Below are 19394 nucleotides of genomic sequence, written 5' to 3'. Positions count from 1 at the left end.
AAAGGAGCCATGCACCATGCCGCAATTTTTTATCCATCGCCCGGTATTTGCCTGGGTGATCGCCCTGTTCATCGTGTTGCTGGGAACCATCGCCATTCCCCAGTTGCCGATCGCCCGTTACCCGTCGGTGGCGCCGCCGACGGTGTCCATCACCGCCTCTTACCCCGGCGCGACGCCCCAAACCATGAATGATGCGGTGGTTGGGCTGATCGAACGTGAACTGTCCAGCGTCAAAAACCTGCTCTATTTCGAGTCGTCGGTAGACACCTCCGGCTCGGCGCAGATCAGCATCACCTTCAAACCGGGCACCGACCCGGAGCTGGCGCAGGTGGACGTGCAAAACCGCATCAAATCGGTCGAACCCCGGCTGCCGCAGACCGTCAGGCAAAACGGGTTGCAGGTGGAGTCCGCCTCATCGGGCTTTCTGCTGCTGGTCAGCCTGACCTCCGAGAACGGGCGCTTCGATCAGGTGGCGCTGAGCGACTACATGGCGCGTAACGTGGTCGAGGAACTGCGCCGGGTCGACGGCGTCGGGCGCGTCCAGCTGTTCGGCGCCGAACAGGCGATGCGCATCTGGGTCGATCCGAACAAGCTGTTGTCCTACGGCCTGACCATGAACGACCTGTCGACCGCCATCACCCAGCAGAACGCGCAAATCGCCCCCGGACGGGTCGGCGACGCGCCTTCTCTGCCGGGACAGCGGGTAACCATTCCGCTGACGGTGCAAGGGCAGTTGGAAACCCCGGAGCAATTCGCCGCCATCGTGCTGCGCGCCCGGGAGGACGGCTCGCGGGTGGTGCTGGCCGACGTGGCGCGCGTCGAACTGGGCGCGCAATCCTACGGCTTTTCCGTGCGTGAAAACGGCAGAGACGCCACCGCCGCCGCCGTCCAACTGGCGCCGGGCGCGAATGCGGTGCGTACCGCCGCCGCGATCGCGCAGCGTATGGCCGAGCTGAAACCGTCCATGCCCGCCGGGATGGGCTATTCGCTGCCGTTCAACACCGCGCCGTTCGTCAAAATCTCCATCGAGCAGGTGGTCAGAACGCTGGCCGAAGCAATGGTGCTGGTGTTTCTGGTGATGTACCTGTTTCTGCAAAACGTGCGTTATACCCTGATCCCGGCGATTGTCGCGCCTATCGCCCTGCTCGGCACCTTCACGGTGATGCTGGCGGCCGGTTTCTCCATCAACGTGCTGACGATGTTCGGCATGGTGCTGGCGATCGGCATCATCGTGGATGACGCCATCGTGGTGGTGGAAAACGTTGAACGGCTGATGGCGCAGGAACGGCTGTCGCCCAAAGCGGCGACTATCCGGGCGATGAAGGAGATCACCGGCGCGATTGTCGGCATCACGCTGGTGCTGTCGGCCGTATTTATCCCGATGGCGTTCGCCAGCGGCTCGGTGGGGGTCATCTACCGGCAGTTTACCCTGTCGATGGCGGTATCGATCCTGTTCTCGGCGTTTCTGGCGCTGACGCTGACGCCCGCGCTGTGCGCCACGCTGCTGACGCCGGTTGCCGACGGTCATCATGAGAAACGCGGCTTTTTCGGCGGCTTTAACCGCCGCTTCGAACAGCTGACGCAGCATTACGCCGCCGGCACCCGCGCGCTGTTGCGCCGTTCCGGCAGCATGTTGCTGCTGTTTGCCGCGCTGACCGGCGCGCTGGCGTGGATCTTCCGGGAATTACCGTCCGACTTTCTGCCGGAAGAAGATCAGGGATACTTCATGACCTCGATCCAGTTGCCGTCGGACGCCACCGAAGCGCGTACGCTGGAAGTGGTCAAAAGCTACGAACAGCATATCGCCTCGCGCCCCGGCATCGCGTCCAACATGTCGATTCTCGGCTTCGGCTTCTCCGGTTCCGGCCCCAACGCGGCGATGGCGTTCACCACGCTGAAAGACTGGTCGGCACGCGGCGGCGCCACCGCGCAGGGCGAAGTGGCACAGGCTCAGCAGGCGATGTCGCAGATTCGTGAAGGTACCGCCATGATACTGATGCCGCCCGCGATTGATGAACTGGGCACCTCGTCGGGCTTTACCCTGCGCCTGCAGGACCGCGCCGGTCAGGGTTACAACGCGCTCAAGGCGGCGGAGGCCAGGCTGCTGACGCTGGCGGCGCAGAGCCACATCGTCGCCGGCGTCTACCCGGACGGCCTGCCGCCCGGCAGCACGGTGCGGCTGAATATCGATCGCCAAAAAGCGGAAGCGCTCGGCGTGTCGTTCAGTACGCTCAGCGATACGCTGTCCGCCGCCATCGGCTCACTGTACGTGAATGACTTCCCGAACGCCGGCCGCATGCAGCAGGTGATCATTCAGGCCGACGCGCCGGCGCGTATGCAACTGGACGATGTGCTCAGGCTGTATGTGCGCAACACCGCCGGCGGCATGGTAGCGCTGAAAGAAGTGGTGACGCCGGTCTGGAGCGACACCCCGCTGCAACTGACGCGCTATCAGGGTTTTCTGGCGGCCAGAATCTCCGGCAGCGCCGCGCCGGGCGTATCCAGCGGCAAGGCGATGGCGGAGATGGAACGGCTGGCGGCGCAGCTGCCGCCCGGCTTCACCGTGGAATGGACCGGGCAGTCGCTGCAGGAACGGCAATCCGCCGCGCAGGCGCCGATGTTGCTGCTGCTGTCGATGGTGGTGGTGTTTCTGGTGCTGGCGGCGCTGTATGAAAGCTGGTCGATTCCGCTGTCGGTAATGCTGGTGGTGCCGCTGGGGCTGCTCGGCGCGGTGCTGGCGGTCATCCTGCGCGATATGCCGAACGACGTGTTCTTCAAGGTAGGGCTGATTACCGTCATCGGGCTGTCGGCCAAGAACGCCATCCTGATCGTCGAGTTCGCCAGACAGCTGCGCCAACAGGGGCATGAGCTGGTCGACGCCGCGGTGACGGCGGCGCGTCTGCGTCTGCGCCCGATCCTGATGACCTCGCTGGCGTTTGCGCTGGGGGTGGTGCCGCTGATGGTGGCGTCAGGCGCCAGCGCGGAAACCCAGCACGCCATCGGCACCGGCGTATTCGGCGGTATGGTCAGCGCCACCGTGCTGGCGGTGTTCTTCGTGCCGGTGTTCTTCGTGGCGGTCATGGGCGTGCAGGAACGCTATGACCGCTGGCGCGAAGCACGCCGGGCCATGAAAACGCCGACGGCGTCGGACGAAGGCTAATCCACGGCGGCGACGGTGGTCTGTCGGCACAACCGGCAGGCCACCGCACTGGCAATAACGCGGAAAACGGGGCATCGGTTTTATCCCCCAACCGTATGTCCCACCGCACTGACAAGGTGACGGAAAGAAATCATGCATAAAGAAACCATGCATAAAGAAATAACGGATAAACAACTATCAGGTAAAGCATGCACCGTTAAACATCATTTAATCTGCATAAATAATTCGGGCGGCGGGAAGGCAACAACGCGGCTTGCCGTGCCCCCATTAAAGCGCAAAGCTCATGGATGGACGCGGAATAAAACCAATACGCCTGCAACTTGAAGTATGACGGGTATATATTAATTTTATAAAGGATAACAACATGTCGCATAATACACGTTCCCCGCTTCGTCGAAATCATTTACGCTGTGATTCCTTTGCCCTGACGCTGAACTGAAAAAATCATGGATAAATTTTTTCGTCTGCCACGCTGGCTGTCCATTACCTGTGCCATCGCGTTCACCCTGCTCAGTTTTCTGCTCTATCAGAACTATTACAAAATACGGGAAGAGAAAGTCACTATTCCTACCCCGACGCAACCGCTGAACGCCATTCTGGCGATGCCGGCCACGCTGCCGCCCGGCCAAAAGCCGGGGGTGGTGATTTTCGTGCACGGCGACGGGCCGATTGAAGCGACCCACGGCGGTTTTTATCGCCCGATGTGGGAAGCGATCGCCAAAGCGGGCTACGCCAGCCTGTCGTGGAACAAACCCGGCGTTGGCGGCGCGCCGGGCAACTGGCTGCTGCAAAATATGGACGACCGCGCCAACGAGGTGATGGCCGCTATTCGCTGGGTGCAAGCCAACCCGCAACTGGACGGCACGCGCATCGGTTTGTGGGGCGCCAGCCAGGGCGGCTGGGTGTTGCCCAAGGTCGCGCGCCTCGACCCGGCGGTCTGTTTCATGATTGCCGTTTCCCCCGCCATCAACTGGCTGCAGCAGGGGCAATACAACACCATCGCCAGCATGAAGGACCAGCACGCGTCCGCGCCGGCGATTGAACAGGCGGTATCGCGCAATGCGATCATTCTGCGTTATTTGCAGCAGGGAAAAACGCTGACGCAATATCAGCAGGATATGCCGGGAAAAATTGATTTAACGCCGGATCGCTGGACGTTCATTCAGAAAAACTTTCAGGCCGACGCCACCGACGACCTGAAAAACATACACACCAACGTATTATTAATGCTGGGCGGCAAAGATATTAACGTGGACGTTAATAACACCCGCAACACTTATCAGGCGTTATTAACGCGACCGGGACAGCTGACGGTAAAATATTACCCGCCGTCAACCCATAATATGGTCGACAAATCGGTAGAAGCGTCGCTGATAAAATCCTGGACGCTGGGATTATTTTTCCCGCGCCAGATTTTCACCGCCGGTTATCTCGCCGACCAAACCCGTTTTATTGCCGATACCCGCTGCCCGCAATAATAAGGGCAGAGGCAATAAAGACTGAGGCGCAATAGCGCCTCAGATTGCTGACAACCCGCTTAAGTAAAAACGGATGACAAGGCCGGGTTGCCACTATCAATACCAGCGAAAAATTCGCTTGCCGACCGCGAAGCTGACCAGCCCGATCGCCGACAGCACGGCGGCGGCCGGCAACACGGCGACCACATCCGCGCCTTCGATGAACACCCGGCGCATCATGTTCGCCAGCATGGTCAGCGGCAACAGGTCGATGAGAGCGGCGCCGGGAAAATTCTTGTAGCTGAAGAAAATGCCGGATACCAGCACCTGCACCAGAATGATCACTTCCAGCAAGCCGTTGGCTGTCTGCGCTTTTTTGGCGCGCGACGCCGCCAGCACCGCTATTCCCGAGAAACAGAGATTACCGGCCAGATTCAGCAGCAGGAACGCGCCAAACTGCCCCTGAATGCTGACATCGAAATAGATTTTGGCGAACCAGTAGATAATCAGGATCTCGATAAAATTGATAATGAAGCAGGATAGGATGTGCGCCAGCAGGAACATGGACGGACTCATCGGCGTGATGCACATCTGCCGCGTCACCCGCGTGATGCGTTTCTCCACCAGCGCCCAGCCGACGGCGATCAGACAAGTCTCCATGATGGCCATCGCCAGTAATCCCGGCACCAGAAAATCGATGTACCGCAAGCCGGGGGTATCCAGCACCGACAGATTCTGCGCCACCGCCTGACCGAACGCCTGTTCCGATTCATTCAGCAGGTAGTAGGTCAGCATCGCTTCGCTATTCTGCGGATCGAGATAATACAGACGGCGTTGCGTCTGGTCCTTATCCGTCAGCGTTTCCACGATAATCTGAATATCGCCGCGCTTGAGCGCCAGAATGATGTCGTTGTAATCCTGATAGTAATTAACGGTGTACTTGATTTTGACCGTATTCTCCCGCTTCACCTCCGCCCGGTTGACGATCGAGGCGATTTCATGCGGTTTTTCCGCCAGCGTTTGCCCCCAGGCGCGGATCTGCGCCTGTTGCCCGGCATCCTTCGGCAACAGGATGCCGATATGCCGTTCCGGAATGTCCTGCATCGAGAACGACACCCCCAGCAGCCACACCAGCAGCAGTGGAAACCCGAACGACCAGAACAGAATCTGGGGTTCGCGGAAGTACTGCCGAAACTGCGTCAGCATCAACGAAAACAGTGCATTATTCATGGAACCCCCTGCCCGCCAGCGTCATGAAAAGGTCATCCAACGTTTTTTTCCGCACCACCAGTTCGATGATGTCGGTACGCGCTTCGCTCGCTATCGCCAGTAAATCGCCGAGAAACTGGGTGGCGTTAAAGGTCAGCAAATTGATGCGATGCGTCGTGGCGTCATAGTGGTAACGCAGCACTTTGGGGTGCTGATGCAACGTCTGTAAGCGTTCCGGATGCGAGGCCCGGCATTCAATCACCTCACCCACGCAGTGTTTCCTGAGCAGTTCGTCCATAGTGCCGTGGGTGAGGATCTCCCCCTGATTCATGATGCAAATGCGGTCGCACAGGTATTCCGCTTCCTCCATGTAATGCGTGGTCAGAATCATGGTGGCGTTATTCTCTTTGTTCAGTTTGCGCAAAATATCCCAGGTGTCGTGGCGAATACGCGGGTCCAACCCGGTGGTCGGTTCGTCCAGGATCATGATTTCCGGTTCATTGAGAATGGCGACCCCCAGCGCCAGCCGCTGACGCTCGCCGCCGGACAGCCCTTCCACATAGGTTTTACGTTTTGCCGTCAGTTCCACCATCTCCATCACGTCTTTCATGCGCTGGCGGGAACAACGGTAAAAACTGGCGAACAACGACAGGGTTTCCTCTACTTTCAGCTTGTTGATGAACAGGGTTTCCTGCAGTACGCCGCTCAGGCGGTGGCGCAGCCAGTCTTTGTCCCTGCTCCAGCTCTTGCCCAAAATCCTGACCTTGCCGCTGTCCGGCTGTTTCAACCCTTCAAGAATTTCCACCAACGTGGTTTTGCCCGCGCCATTCGGCCCCAGCAGGCCGAGAAACTCGCCGCGGTAGACATCCAGCGAAACCCCCTTTAGCGCCTGATGGTCTTTGTAGGTTTTCACCACCTGATCAAACTCGATCACTTTCTCTTTCTGTTTCATATCCATTGAATGTCCGGCTCATTTAACCAAGGGAAGAGAGCTGTTGACGGAGCAGCTGTAAAAAACGATCCATGCCGTCCTGATTAAAACAGCAGCACGTGATGTGCAGTTTTAACTGCCGGTCGGCCCCGCGGGTAATGTAGATATTGATGGTGTCGCTTTCCCAGCGGGTGGCGATGTCGGCGTCGGTAAAATAGTCCGACTCCCGGCAGTGGCGGATAGCCAGGGTTGCCGACTGCGCCTGCGGCGCGTCGGTCTTGAAGGCATCCTGCAACACGTTGATGTTGATCAGCGGGTCGGCCACGCCTTTGGCCCGCCACGCCGGATCGCGCGCCCACCACCAGCGGGGCGGTTTGGGCTCCATGAACAGGAAATCCGCCAGAAAGCGCGGATAGAGCCGGGCCTTGCGGGCGATGCCGCAATAAAGACGGCTCAACCATTCGATGCCGGTCACCAAAAAGCGGGGGCTATGCGACCAGCGCTGGCGGGCCAGAATGCCGATCGGCAGGCTCCACGAGTGCATATGCTCATAGGCTTGCAGCACATTCTGCCTCACCTGCTCCAGCAGAGAGGCGAGATCCGGCTGGCGGCTGAAATCCATCGGCACCGGCATGGCGCGCAGCTGCGGCGCCATCAATGTCTCGGACCCCGGCTGATTACGCCCTTCCAGCACCGAATTGAGGGCAAAACGCGACTCGCCGCTCAACTGATGCACCACCTGCCCGACGATCGCCAGCAACACCATCTGCACGCTCATGCGGTGCTGGCGCGCCAGTTGCTTTATGCGTTCCATATCGCTGTCTGCCAGCGGGATATCGCACTGGTGGTCAATCAATTCCCGCTGGTTGATCAACGACAGCGGAAAGTGGGCGTAGCGATAGCCCGCCAGATGCTGACGCCAGAACGCCAGCTCGGCCTGCAGCGCCTCGTCGCTTTGCACACGCTCCTGCGCCACCCACTGCTCAATCGGCGTCGCGTCCTGATTATCGTGCGGGGTGCGGCCGGCGTTCAGCGTCGAGTAAACCTGCCATAATTGCTGCTCAAACAAGTGAAAGGCGCCGCCATCGGCAATAATGTGCGGCATACTCAGCAGCAGCAGGTAGCGTTGCGGCTGCAACTGGAACAGTTGCGCCCGCAGATGGGGCGGCTTGTCCAGCGCGAACGGCTGCGCCATAAACCTTGCCGAAATGTCTGAAACACGCCGACGGCGTTCCTCTTCGCCGCACCCATCCAGCTTGATCACCGACAGGTCAAAACCGTGGAACGCCCGGCATTGTTGCACCGGCGTCCAGTGGCTGAAGGCCATACGCAAACTGCTGTGACGGTGGATCAGGCAGTTCAGCGCTTTTTCCAGCAGTTCCGGCTGCAGGTCGCCTTCAATCAGAATACCGGACTGATTGTTGGCGGTGTCCCCCAGCGTCATCGCCACAAACCAGAAGCAGTGCTGGGCATACACCAGCGGCACCGCCGCCCCTGAGGCCGCCGCGTTCACGACATGCTCCGATGACGCCGAAAACGAATTCAGGCTATTCATACGCTCGCCTCCAGCGCCGGTTCCTGACGCAATCGCGCCTGCCCGGCCAGTTTGGCGATGGTGGGATAGTCATAGATAAAACCCACCGGGAACGCCACCTTCAGCTGTTGCTTGATCTGGGCGATGATTTGCACCGCCATCAGCGAATGGCCGTTCAGTTCGAAGAAGTCATCGTCAACGCCAATCGGCCCCAGCCCCATTTTTTCCTGCCAGATACGGGCAATGGTCTGCTCGATGTGGTCACGGGGCGCCAGATAGGCGTTGCTGAGCGGCGGACGCGGGTACAGGCTGGTTTCCTGCCCGGTTTCCTCCGCCGGCGCGTCGTCCTCAGCCGGGGTATCGGCGTCAGGCAGCGGCAACCCGCGCGTCGATATCACATACTGCGGCGCCTGACGAACCAGCAGCCGGGCCAGCAGTTCGCAGCCCTCTTGCGGCCGGATGCCGTGACGGATCACGGCCTCGGTGTCGCCGCTGTTCCATTTTTTCAGGCTGTCCACCGCCATCCCGACTTCCTGCCAGGAGTCCCAGCCGATGGAAAGGTAACGGGTGTGCGTCCTGCGACGACTGCGGGCGGTGGCCCAGGCATCCTGATAGGCGTTGGCGGAACAGTAGGCGACCTGGCCCATCGGGCCGACCGCCGCCGCCAGTGACGAACACTGCACAAAAAAATCGAGCGGGCGGCGCTGGAAGTAGCGCTCCAGCACCAGCGTGCCCCACACCTTGGCCTTGAACACCGCCAGCGAATCCGCCGGGGTACGCTGCTGAATCAGGCGGCCATCCGCCACCCCGGCGCAGTGAAACACGCCATGAATCGCGCCGTGGGCATGAGTGACCGCTTTCAGCGCCTGGGTCACCTGACGGGCGTTACCCAGATCGGCGGCGATCACCGTCACCGTGCCGCCCAACTGCTGAATTTTCTGTAGCTGCCTGATTTTCAGCGATTTCTCATTACTGTCGTCGTGTTCGTCCAGCCATTGCTGCCAGCGCGACTGTGGCGGTACGTCGCCGCGCCCCAGCAGGATGACGTGCGCCCGGTAGTGCTGCGCCAGCCACTGCGCCACCGTCATGCCGATGCCGCCGAAACCGCCGGTCAGCAGATAACGGCCGTGAGTCAGCACCGGCAGTTGCGCCTCGTCCGCCGGTTCGGCCACCACCTGCTCCAGACTCGGGATATAGCGGACCCCGCCTCGCAACGCGACAAACTGCTCGTCGCCCGGCGCGCCCAGCTCCGCCAGCAGCGGCGCCAGATTGCGGTCAAAGGCCGGCGCAAACAGCACGCGCGACGGCGCATCGATGTCGATGCTGCGGCACACCACTTGCTCGAACTCTTTTTCCAGCACCCGGCAAGGCCCCACCAGCAGCGAACGCGCCGGGTCGCAACGATCCGTCGGCGTCACCGCATGCAGCCCATTGGACACCACATGCAGCAACAGCGGCGTCTGGCGCTCGGCGCCGGCGAACTGGCGGGCAATGCTCAGCAGGGTTTCGTAGTGACCGATGGCGGTATGCACCGGCAACGCCCGGCGCGACACCGGCCAGCACAGGATCAGGTGATCCAGCGGGAATTTCTGCTTCTCCAGCGAGGACGCCAGCGCCGCCAAATCCTGCGGCGCGTTGGGTTCGATCACCCAATTCAGCGGATTTTTACGGCTAAAGCGTTTGCCCGCCGTTACCCGGCACACCCGCGCGCCCTGCTGTTCCAGTTGCCCGGCCAGCCGTTCCGCCATCCCGGTTTTATCCATGAACAGCACGATGCCGCGACCGCGCCACGTCACACGCTGCACGGCGTTGAGCGGTTTCTGATGCCAGCAAGGCTGGCTGGCCCACTGCTCCAGCGGCAGGCGCTGACCGGCCGGAGCGGCCTGCGACGACAGCGTTGTCGCCGGGGCGGCAAGCCGGGACAGATCGTACACCTGACGCTGGAAGGCATAGCCCGGCAACGGGATACGGCAACGGGACTGGTGGCGGTAGAACGCTCGCCAGTCCGGCTTGACGTCCCACTGCCACAGTTGCCCCAGCGCGCTCAGCAACTGGCGATAATCGTTCTCGCGGTGGCGAAAATCGGGCTGCATGCCCAGCACGCGGCTATCCGAGCGCTCGCCGTCCAGTTGCAGCGTCGCCAGTCCGGTCAGCGCCTTGCCGGGGCCGACTTCCAGTAGCAGCGACGGGCCGTAACCCAGCAGGCTGGCAATCCCTTCGCTGAAGGCGACCGGTTCGCGCAGCTGGCGCACCCAGTAATCCGGGTCGGTCGCCTGCTCATCGCTCACCCAATCGCCCGTCAGGCAGGAGATAAACGGCAGCTGCGGCGCCTGCAGGGTCACGCTGTCGAATGCGCGCCGGAATGCTTCCAGACAGCCGTCCATCATCGGGCTGTGGAAGGCGTGGGAGGTATGCAGCCGTTTGGTTTCAACCCCGCGCGCTTCCATACGCTGCGCCATGCGGTCGATGGCCTCGGCCGGGCCGGACACCACGCAAAACCCCGGCGCATTGCTGGCCGCCAGCGTTACGCCGTCAATCAGCGCCTCACGCGCCTGCGCCGCCGGCATCGAGAGCGCCAGCATCGTGCCGGGCGGCATGGCGTTCATCAGTTCGCCGCGACGGCTCACCAGCGTCAGCGCATCCTCCAGGCTAAACACCCCGGCCAGACACGCCGCCACGTATTCGCCGATACTGTGCCCGATGCAGGCGGTCGGCACGATCCCCCAGTCCATCAACTGGCGACTCAGGGCGTATTCGACGACGAACAGCGCCGGTTGGGTAAAGCGGGTCTGGTACAGCGGTGAGCTCTGGTCCTGCCCGTCGGCCTCAAACAACAACGGGCGAATATCCAGCCCCAGCAACGGATGCAGCAAGGCAGCGCAGCGGTCCACCGTTTCACGGAATACCGGCGCCTGCTGATAAACCCCGGCCATCATGCCGGGGTACTGCGAACCCTGCCCGCTGAACATGAACACCAACGCCTTTTTCTCTTTGGCGACCTTAACCGTTGCCGGGCTGGCCTGCACCAGCAGCGACAGCGCCTGCTCACGGCCTTCCACCGCCAGACTGTAGCGATAAGGCAGATCGCTACGCCCCTGCTGGAGCGTATAAGCGGCATCGGCCAGCGATGCCTGCGGCGTGGAGGCGAACCAGTAATGAAAACGGGCGATGTTGTCGCGCAATGCGGTCGGCGTATGGCCGGAAAAGCATAGCAATTGCGTCTGCGGCGCGGGCCCGGACGAACCGACAAAGCGCGACTCCTCCAGAATGACGTGGGCGTTGGTGCCGCCGATGCCGAACGCGCTCACCCCGGCGCGGCGCACCTCGTCGCCGCCCCACTCTTTGCCTTCGGTCGGGATATAGAACTGGGTGCCGTCCAGCACGACTTCCGGGTTAAGACGGGTAAAGCTGATGGCGGGCGGAATATAGCCGTAGCGCAGCATCTGCGCCGCCTTGATGACCCCGGTCACGCCCGCCGCCGAATCGAGATGGCCGATATTGGCTTTCACCGACGCCACCGCGCAGCTTTGCGGCACCGGGTGGTCAATCTGGTACGCCTCCTTGAGCGCCTTGACCTCGATCGGGTCGCCCAGATGGGTGCCGGTGCCATGCGCCTCGATATAGCCGATGCTGCTGGCCGGCACGTCCGCCGCCAGCAGCGCCCGTTGCAGGGCATCCACCTGCCCGGCCACCGACGGCGCGCTGAAACCCAGCTTACGCGAACCGTCGTTGCTGATGGCCGAACCTTTGATGATCGCCGTAATGGTGTCTCCGCTATCCAGCGCATCCTGCAACCGCTTGATAACCACCGTCGCCGCGCCATCGCCGCCAATCATGCCGCTGGCGTCGGCGTCGAACGGGCGGCAATGACCGTCGTGCGACAGGATTCCGCTGTCGCCGAACCGGTAGCCGCCTTTATCCGGCATGCCGATATGCACCCCTCCCGCCAGCGCCATATCGCATTCGCCCATCAGCAACGCCTGACACGCGAAGTGCAGCGACACCAGCGAGCTGGCGCAGGCCGCGCCGATGGTCATCGTCGGGCCGTGCAGATTCAGCTTGTACGCCACGCGGGTGGAGACAAAATCGCGGTTGTTGCCGTTTTGCAGATCCGACAACGACACACGGCGCAGCACGTCAGGCCGGTCCAGCAGGCAATGGATCAGGTAACTGCTCTCGGCGCTGCTGGCATAGACGCCGATTTGCCCGTCGAACTTGTCCGGCGCGTAACCGGCGTTTTCCAGCGCATGCCAGCACACTTCCAGAAATACCCGCTGTTGCGGGTCAATCGCTTCCGCTTCCCGCGGCGAATAGCCAAAAAACGCCGCATCAAACGCGCAGGGTTGCGCCAGGTCCGCCGCCCGCGCCAGATAATCCTCCTGCTGACGCAGCGCCGCAGGAACGGCGGCGGCGTCCAGCTCGTCATCGCTCAGGGTGCGGATCGACTCCACCCCCTCCACCAGATTCCGCCAGAATTGCGCCACATCGTCAGCGCCGGGGAATACCCCGGCCATACCGATAATCGCCAGTTCATAACCGTGGGTTGATTGCACCATCTCCATTTACCCCATGCTCCTTTTGGCCTGCAACGCGGACAAACGACGCCGCCCTTCCTGAATACTGCTTTCCACCTGCTGGCGATCCCGCGTTTGCGCCGCCTTGTTGCCCCGGATGTGCTGCACCAGTTGTTCGATGGTGGTGAAGTTCAGCAGGTCCAGCACGCTCAGCTGCGGGAAGCCGATGGCTACCAGCTTGAGGTGCACCCGCGCCAGCAGCAGCGAGTCGCCGCCCAGATCAAAGAAGTTCTCCTGCTGATCCGGCAGCGGGATGGACAGCACCTCCGCCCACACCGCCTGAATCGTCCCGACCAACGGGTCGCTCTGCGGTTTCAGGGTGACGGGCGCCTGCAGGCTCTGTTTCAGGCTCGTCACGTCCAGCTTGCCGTTCATGGTCAGCGGCAGCGAATCGACAAAGCTAAACCGGCCCGGCACCATGTAACGCGGCAGACGCTCCAGCAGGAAGGTGCGCAGCGCGTGGCTGTCGGGCTGGCTGTCCGCCAGTCGAACCACACAGGCGACGATTTGCTTTTTGGGCCCATCGCTCACCACCACGGCGGCGGCGCGTTCGATGCCGGGATGCTGGCACAGCACCGACTCGATTTCCCCCAGTTCGATGCGATAACCGCGGATCTTGTTCTGATTATCCAGACGACCGAGGTATTCGATGTTGCCGTCTTCAAGCCAGCGGCCGCGATCGCCGGTTTTGTACAGGCGACGACCGGGTTGCTGCGGATGCGCCACAAACAACCGGTCGTACAGTTCGCGCTGATTGAGGTAGTCGAGCGCCAGACCATCGCCGCCGATGTACAGTTCGCCCGGCGTGCCCACCGGCACCGGCTGCATGAAGCGGTCCAGAATCAGCACCTCGTTGCCGGGGTTGGGGCGGCCGATAGGAATGCCCTGCGCGTCGTTCACCGCGTCGGCCCGGTAGCGATAGCAGGTGGTGAAGGTGGTGTTTTCCGTCGGACCGTAGCCGTTCACCAGCTCCAGCTGCGGGTACAGCGCCTGTATACGCGCCGCGTGGCTGGCGGACATCGCCTCGCCGCCGCTGAGCAGTTGCCTGACGCCCTGCAACGCCTGCGGTTGTTCATCCACCAACAGGTTGAACAGCGACGTCGTCAGGAACAGGCATTCCACCTCGTGCTGCTGAATCAACTGCGATAACCGGGGAATGTCCACGCCGTCATGCGGGTAGATGACGATGGCGCCGCCGTTGAGCAATGGCCCCCACATCTCCAGCGTAGAGGCGTCGAAACTCACCGCCGCCAGCATCAGAAAACGCTGGTACGGCTCCAGCTCGACATAATCCACTTCCCTGACCAGCCGCAGAATGCCGCGCTGACCAATCAGCACCCCTTTCGCCTTGCCGGTGGAGCCGGAGGTGTACATCACGTAGGCAGGCAGCGCGTTATCCGCCGAAACCGGCAGCGCGGTGTGCGGCATCGACAGCCAGGGACCCTGTTCCCCAAGATACAGCACCGGCACCGGCGTCTGCTGCACCTGCGCCTCGTCGCCCTGGCGGGCCAGCATCAGTACGCAGTTGGCGTCCTGCAGTTGTTCATGACGCCGGGCGAGCGGGTCTTCCTTGTTAAGCGGCACGTACACCGCCTCCAGCTTGGTCAGCGCCAGAATCGCCGCCACCAGCTCGATGCTGCGCCCCAGCCACAGCCCGACGCGATCGCCTTTTTTCACCCCCTGCCGCGCCAGCCAGTGCGCCAGTTGCGTGGTGTGGCCGTCCAGTTGGCGGTAGCTCAGCCGCCGCTCGTCCAGAATCACCGCGGTGGCATCCGGCTGACGCGCCACCTGTTCGGCGAACAGCGCCGCCAGCGTATCCGTTCCCTGGTAGCCGGGTTTGCCGTGGCTGAACGCCGCCACCTGCGCCCGTTGCGCATCGGTCAGGAACGACTGACGCGTATGAATGGCCTGCTCGTCGCTCACCATCGCCCGGAACACCGCCCGGTAGCAATCCGCCATATGCCGTACCTGTTCATGGCTGAGCAGGTTTTCGTTGTAGTCCAACTGGATGGAAACCTGATTACTGACCAGCGACGAGGTGAGCGTGTAGTGCTGGAAATGCACATTGAGCGCAAAGTGGGTGCCTTCGTGCACCGCATCGCTATTGAGGTTGCTGGCGACTTCAAACCCCAGCTCCGGCAGCAGGCGTTCGTAGACATGGAAATCCATGTAGTTGAACAGCACTTCGTCCAGCAGCGGTTGCGGGCCGAATTGCCGCTGGATGTCCGCCAGCGGGAAACTGCGGTACGGCATCATGCCGCTCTCGTTGGCGAAAGTCTGACGGATCAATTCCCCCCAGCTGTTCTCGGTTAATTGCTGCCGGAACGGCAGGATGTTGAGGAACAGGCCGTAGAGTTGGTCGCCGCCTTTGGCCTCCGGACGGCCGTTGGTGGGGATACCGGTCAACACGTCGTTTTCGCCGCTGAACAGGCTCATCACCTTGAGGTGAGCGCTCAGCAACACGCTTTTCATCGGTACCGCCAGGTTGGCCATCAACCGGCGGATGCCTTTATAGACCTCCGCGTCCAGCGTCAGCGATATCGAGCGCAGGCGCGGCGGTATGTCCGCGTACCCCTGAGCGCCCGCCTTACGCGGCAGTTTCAGCAAGGTGCAGTCCGCCAGCTTCTCTTGCCACCACTGCTGTTGGAGCGGGTCGTTGATCAGCCGTTGTTCCTGAGCGATGAAATCGCGGTATTCGATGCCGGTTTTCGCGTCCGGCAGCCAGTCTTTGACGCCGGTCAGCGCCGCATAGCGGTTAAAAATCTCGACAATCAGCGAATGGTAGCTCCAGCCGTCGTACACCGGGTGACACTCGGTGAGCGTGAACTGAAAACTGGTGTCGTCGCGCAGGTAGATGAAGAAACGCAGCAACGTGGGGTTGAGCAGGTCGAACGGCGTGACCCGCTCCGACTCCAGCAACGCCTTGATGCGGGCTTCCTGTTCGTCGGCGCTGAGGTGGCGCAAATCTTCAAACACGATCGGCAGTTCGGCATGCCGCAGCACCAGTTGCAGCGGCTGGCTGTAATTTTCCAGATCGAACGCGGTGCGCAGCACGTCATGGCGCGCCACCGCTTCCTGCACCGACTGACGGAACGCCTGCTGATCGAACGGCCGCGACAGCCGCAGATGCGAGGTGCCGGTGCAGTGGTAGACGTTGGCGTCCGGCGTCAGTTGCATGTGGTAGAACATCCCCGCCTGCATACGGCTCAGCGGATAGGCGTCCACCACCTCATCCGGCAAACGCGCCCGATCCTGCGCCGAAATCAGGCTGAACGGCTCGGTGCGCGCTACGCCGCCGCGCTGCCCGGACAGCGTCTGCTCAATCAGCGTCGCCAGTTCGGCGATGGTCTGATGCTGGAACAGGTCCACCAGCGACAGGTTCCAGTCCAGATCGTTGGCGCGCCCCACCAGTTGCACCCCGCGCAGCGAGTCGCCCCCCAGCGCGAAGAAATTGTCATGCACGCCGATGGCGTCGAGTTGCAGCGCCTGACGCCACAGATCGACCAACCGACGCTCCACCTCGGTGCGCGCCGCCACGAATTCGCTGGCGAGCTGCGGCCGGTCCTGTTGCAGCGCCAGCAGCGCCGCCCGGTCGATTTTACCGTTGGTGGTCAACGGCAGCGTCTCCAGGAAGTGAAACACCGACGGCAGCATGTAATCCGGCAGCGTTTCCTTCAATCCGGCGCGCAGCATTTCCGTGGTGCACGACTCGTCACTGACCACGTACGCCGCCAGCCGGGTCTGCTGCTGTTCGTCGCGCTGCGCCAGCACAATGGCCTGCTCCACCTGCGGCAGCCGTTTGAGGGTGGTTTCGATTTCGCCCAGTTCGATACGAAAACCACGAATCTTCACCTGATGGTCGCTACGACCGAGGTATTCCAGCGAACCGTCGGCATGGAAGCGGGCCAGATCGCCGCTGCGGTAGACCCGCTCGCCGCGTTGGTGCTGTGATAATGGATCTTGAGATAACGGGTCTGGCGGGAAAATATCCCGCAGCGGGATAAAGCGCTCCGCGGTCAGCTCCGGCCGGTGCAGATAGCCTCTGGCCACCCCGGCGCCGCCCACGTACATTTCGCCAATCGCGCCGAGCGGCACCAGGTTCCGCTGAGCGTCCAGCAGATAGATGCGCAGGTCATCCAGCGCCACGCCGATCGGGCTTTTGCCGCCCTGTTGCGCATCGGTCTGGGTAATTTTGCGCCAGGTGACGTGCACCGTGGTTTCGGTGATGCCGTACATGTTGATGATTTCAGGCTGGTCATCGCCGTATTTGTCGAACCACGCCCGCAGCGACGCCGGCTCCAGCGCCTCGCCCCCCAACACGATGTAGCGCAGGCTATCGCATCGTCCCGGCGCCTGGCTATCGGCGGCGATCAGTTGATAGAGCGCGGACGGTGTTTGGTTGAGCACCGTGACGCGCTCATCGTCCAGCCACTGGCGAAAACGCGCCGGCGTGCGGGTCACCCAATAGGGCACCACGCTCAGCCGGGCGCCATACAACAGGGCGCCCCAGATTTCCCACACCGAAAAGTCGAACGCGCAGGAGTGAAATAACGTCCACACATCCGCTTCGCTGAACTGGAAATGGCGTTCGCTGGCGCTGAACAGCCGCAGCACGTTCGCGTGCGGGATCTCCACCCCTTTCGGTTTGCCGGTAGAGCCGGAGGTGTAAATGATATACGCCAGGTCATCCGGCGTGACGGCGACCTCCGGGTTGGTTTCCGGCATGGTGGCAATCAGCCCGGCTTCGTTGTCGAGACTGATGAAATCGGCGTCGCTCCCGGCGAACAGATGGCGGAACGGCTCGCCGCCAATCACCCAGTTCAGCCCGGCGTCCTGCACGTAGTAATGAATACGCGCCTGAGCGTGACTGCTGTCGATCGGCACGTAGGTCATGCCAGACTTGAGGATGGCCAGAATCGCCACCAGCGTGTTGTCGTCCCTTTCCAGACAGAGGCCGACCCGCGACGGATGCTCCCCCGGCTGCGCTTTCATCTTCAGCAGATAATGGGCCAGTTGGTTGGCGCGCTGGTTAAGTTGCCGGTAACTGACGCGCAAACCGTTTTCGCCGCTGAGCGCCACCGCCTGCGGGCGGCGCGCCGCCTGCCGTTCAAACTGCTGATGCAGCGTGGCGGTGACCGGGTGGCGCTCGCGCTCGCGCTGCCAGTCATTCAACAATAGCGCCTTTTCCTCCGGCGTCACGCACTGGTAGGCGCGTAGCGGCGCCTCGGGCTGCGCGACGATCTCCGACAGCAGGAACATGAAATTACGGCTGAGACGCGCGATGGTGTCGTCGTCAAACAGGTCGGTGCTGTACTCGAAGGCGCCCAGCAGTTCATCGCCCTGTTTTTCCATCGATAACGTCAGATCGTATTTGGCATGCTCGCCCAGCGTTACCCGCGGCTGGCTGTCGATGCCGTCAAACCGCCACTGGCTTTGCTCGTATTCGTCAAACGAGAACATGATCTGAAACAACGGCGAATAACTGAGGTCGCGCGGCGGGTTGATCGCCTCCACCAGTCGGTCGAAGCTCACCTGCTGGTGTTCCAGCCCGGCCAGCACCGTCTCGAAAACCTGCTGCTGCAACTGGTCGAAACGCTGCTCCCGGTCAAGGTCAATGCGGTAGACCAGCGTATTGACGAAAAAGCCCACCACGTTTTCCAGCGCCAGTTGGCCGCGACCGGCCACCGGCGTACCGACAGCCAGATCGGTCTGGCCGCTGTAGCGGTGCAGCAGCAGATAAAATGCGCTGAGCAGGGTGGAATAGAGCGTGTTGTTGCGCTGCCGCGCCAGCTGCGCCAGTTTCTGGCTCAGTTCCCCGGGCAGACGAAAGCCGAGGGTTTTACCGCGGGTGCTGATGCGCGCCGGGCGGGCGTGGTCGGTGGGAAAGGCAATCGGTTCAATGCCGCGCAGCCGTTCCGTCCACCAGCGCAGCGACTGTCGATAGCTCTCCTGCTCCATCTCCTCCTGTTGCCAGGCGGTGTAATCGATGTACTGGATATCCAGCTCCGGGCGTGTCAGGGCCTCGCCGCGGCGGGCGGCGTTGTAGCCTTCCGCCAGCTCCCGGCTGATGATGCCCGCCGACCAACCGTCGGAGATGATGTGGTGCAGCACCATCAGCAACAGATAGCGCTGCTCGCCGCAATCAAACAGCGTAAAGCGCGCCAGCGGCCCCTGATGCAGGTCGATATTCTTGTCCCGCTCGGCGGCCACCCGCTGTTGCTGCTGCGCGTCATCGCAATCCGACACGTCCACCCAGTCGACCGGCAGCGCGCAGTGCTGATGGCAACGCTGCCACAAGACGTCCTGTTCAAAGGCGAAATCGGTGCGGAATGACTCATGGCGCGCCGCCAGCCAGTCGACCGACTGCTGTAGCGCCGCCCGGTCCAGCGGCCCGTTCAATTCCAGCAAGGTCGGAATATGGTAGTTGGCCGATTGCGGTTCCAGTTGTTGCAGTAACCATAATCTCTTCTGCGCCAAAGATGCAGGGTGTTGAAAAAAGGTCTCTTGCATGTTTTGCCTCCGTGCTTCT

The 19394-nt window shown here is 61.8% G+C and carries 8 protein-coding genes; 3 read left to right on the top strand and 5 right to left on the bottom strand.

Going from position 1 to position 19394, the window contains the following annotated elements:
* The first annotated feature begins 16 nt into the window (after window positions 1–16).
* The 3 genes from CPA59_RS07270 to CPA59_RS07265 all read left to right on the top strand — a co-directional run bounded on the left by CPA59_RS07270 (window position 17) and on the right by CPA59_RS07265 (window position 4638).
* On the top strand, window positions 17–3160 hold the full coding sequence (locus CPA59_RS07270; RefSeq protein WP_100849234.1) for an efflux RND transporter permease subunit: 3144 nt from the start codon (window positions 17–19) through the stop codon (window positions 3158–3160).
* Between the two features lie 132 nt (window positions 3161–3292).
* The gene (locus tag CPA59_RS22845; RefSeq protein ID WP_159077928.1) at window positions 3293–3484 is read left to right on the top strand and encodes a hypothetical protein; all 192 of its coding nucleotides are present in this window, start codon (window positions 3293–3295) and stop codon (window positions 3482–3484) included.
* Between the two features lie 122 nt (window positions 3485–3606).
* The gene (locus tag CPA59_RS07265) at window positions 3607–4638 is read left to right on the top strand and encodes a S9 family peptidase (RefSeq protein ID WP_107758970.1); all 1032 of its coding nucleotides are present in this window, start codon (window positions 3607–3609) and stop codon (window positions 4636–4638) included.
* Between the two features lie 96 nt (window positions 4639–4734).
* On the opposite strand, the gene CPA59_RS07260 is transcribed toward CPA59_RS07265, so the two are convergent.
* The 5 genes from CPA59_RS07260 to CPA59_RS07240 are packed head-to-tail and all read right to left on the bottom strand — an operon-like array spanning window position 4735 to window position 19375.
* On the bottom strand, window positions 4735–5847 hold the full coding sequence (locus CPA59_RS07260; RefSeq protein ID WP_107758969.1) for an ABC transporter permease: 1113 nt from the start codon (window positions 5845–5847) through the stop codon (window positions 4735–4737).
* Complete coding sequence (locus tag CPA59_RS07255) at window positions 5840–6784, bottom strand: ABC transporter ATP-binding protein (protein ID WP_049854990.1); 945 nt, start codon at window positions 6782–6784, stop codon at window positions 5840–5842. Before CPA59_RS07255 ends, CPA59_RS07260 begins: the two co-directional genes overlap by 8 nt.
* 16 nt (window positions 6785–6800) lie before the next feature.
* Window positions 6801–8312, bottom strand: coding sequence for a condensation domain-containing protein (locus CPA59_RS07250; protein ID WP_107758968.1), 1512 nt, complete (start codon window positions 8310–8312; stop codon window positions 6801–6803).
* Entirely contained in the window at window positions 8309–12853 is a 4545-nt protein-coding gene (locus CPA59_RS07245; RefSeq protein WP_107758967.1) for a beta-ketoacyl synthase N-terminal-like domain-containing protein, read from the bottom strand. The genes CPA59_RS07250 and CPA59_RS07245 overlap by 4 nt, the downstream gene beginning before the upstream one ends.
* Window positions 12854–19375, bottom strand: coding sequence for a non-ribosomal peptide synthetase (locus tag CPA59_RS07240; protein ID WP_107758966.1), 6522 nt, complete (start codon window positions 19373–19375; stop codon window positions 12854–12856).
* Window positions 19376–19394: the final 19 nt, after the last annotated feature.

Source organism: Dickeya sp. Secpp 1600, assembly GCF_003049805.1.
GTDB lineage: Bacteria > Pseudomonadota > Gammaproteobacteria > Enterobacterales > Enterobacteriaceae > Dickeya > Dickeya fangzhongdai.
Note: the sequence above shows the minus strand (reverse complement) of the source record. Positions and strands in the feature narration are given on the sequence as shown.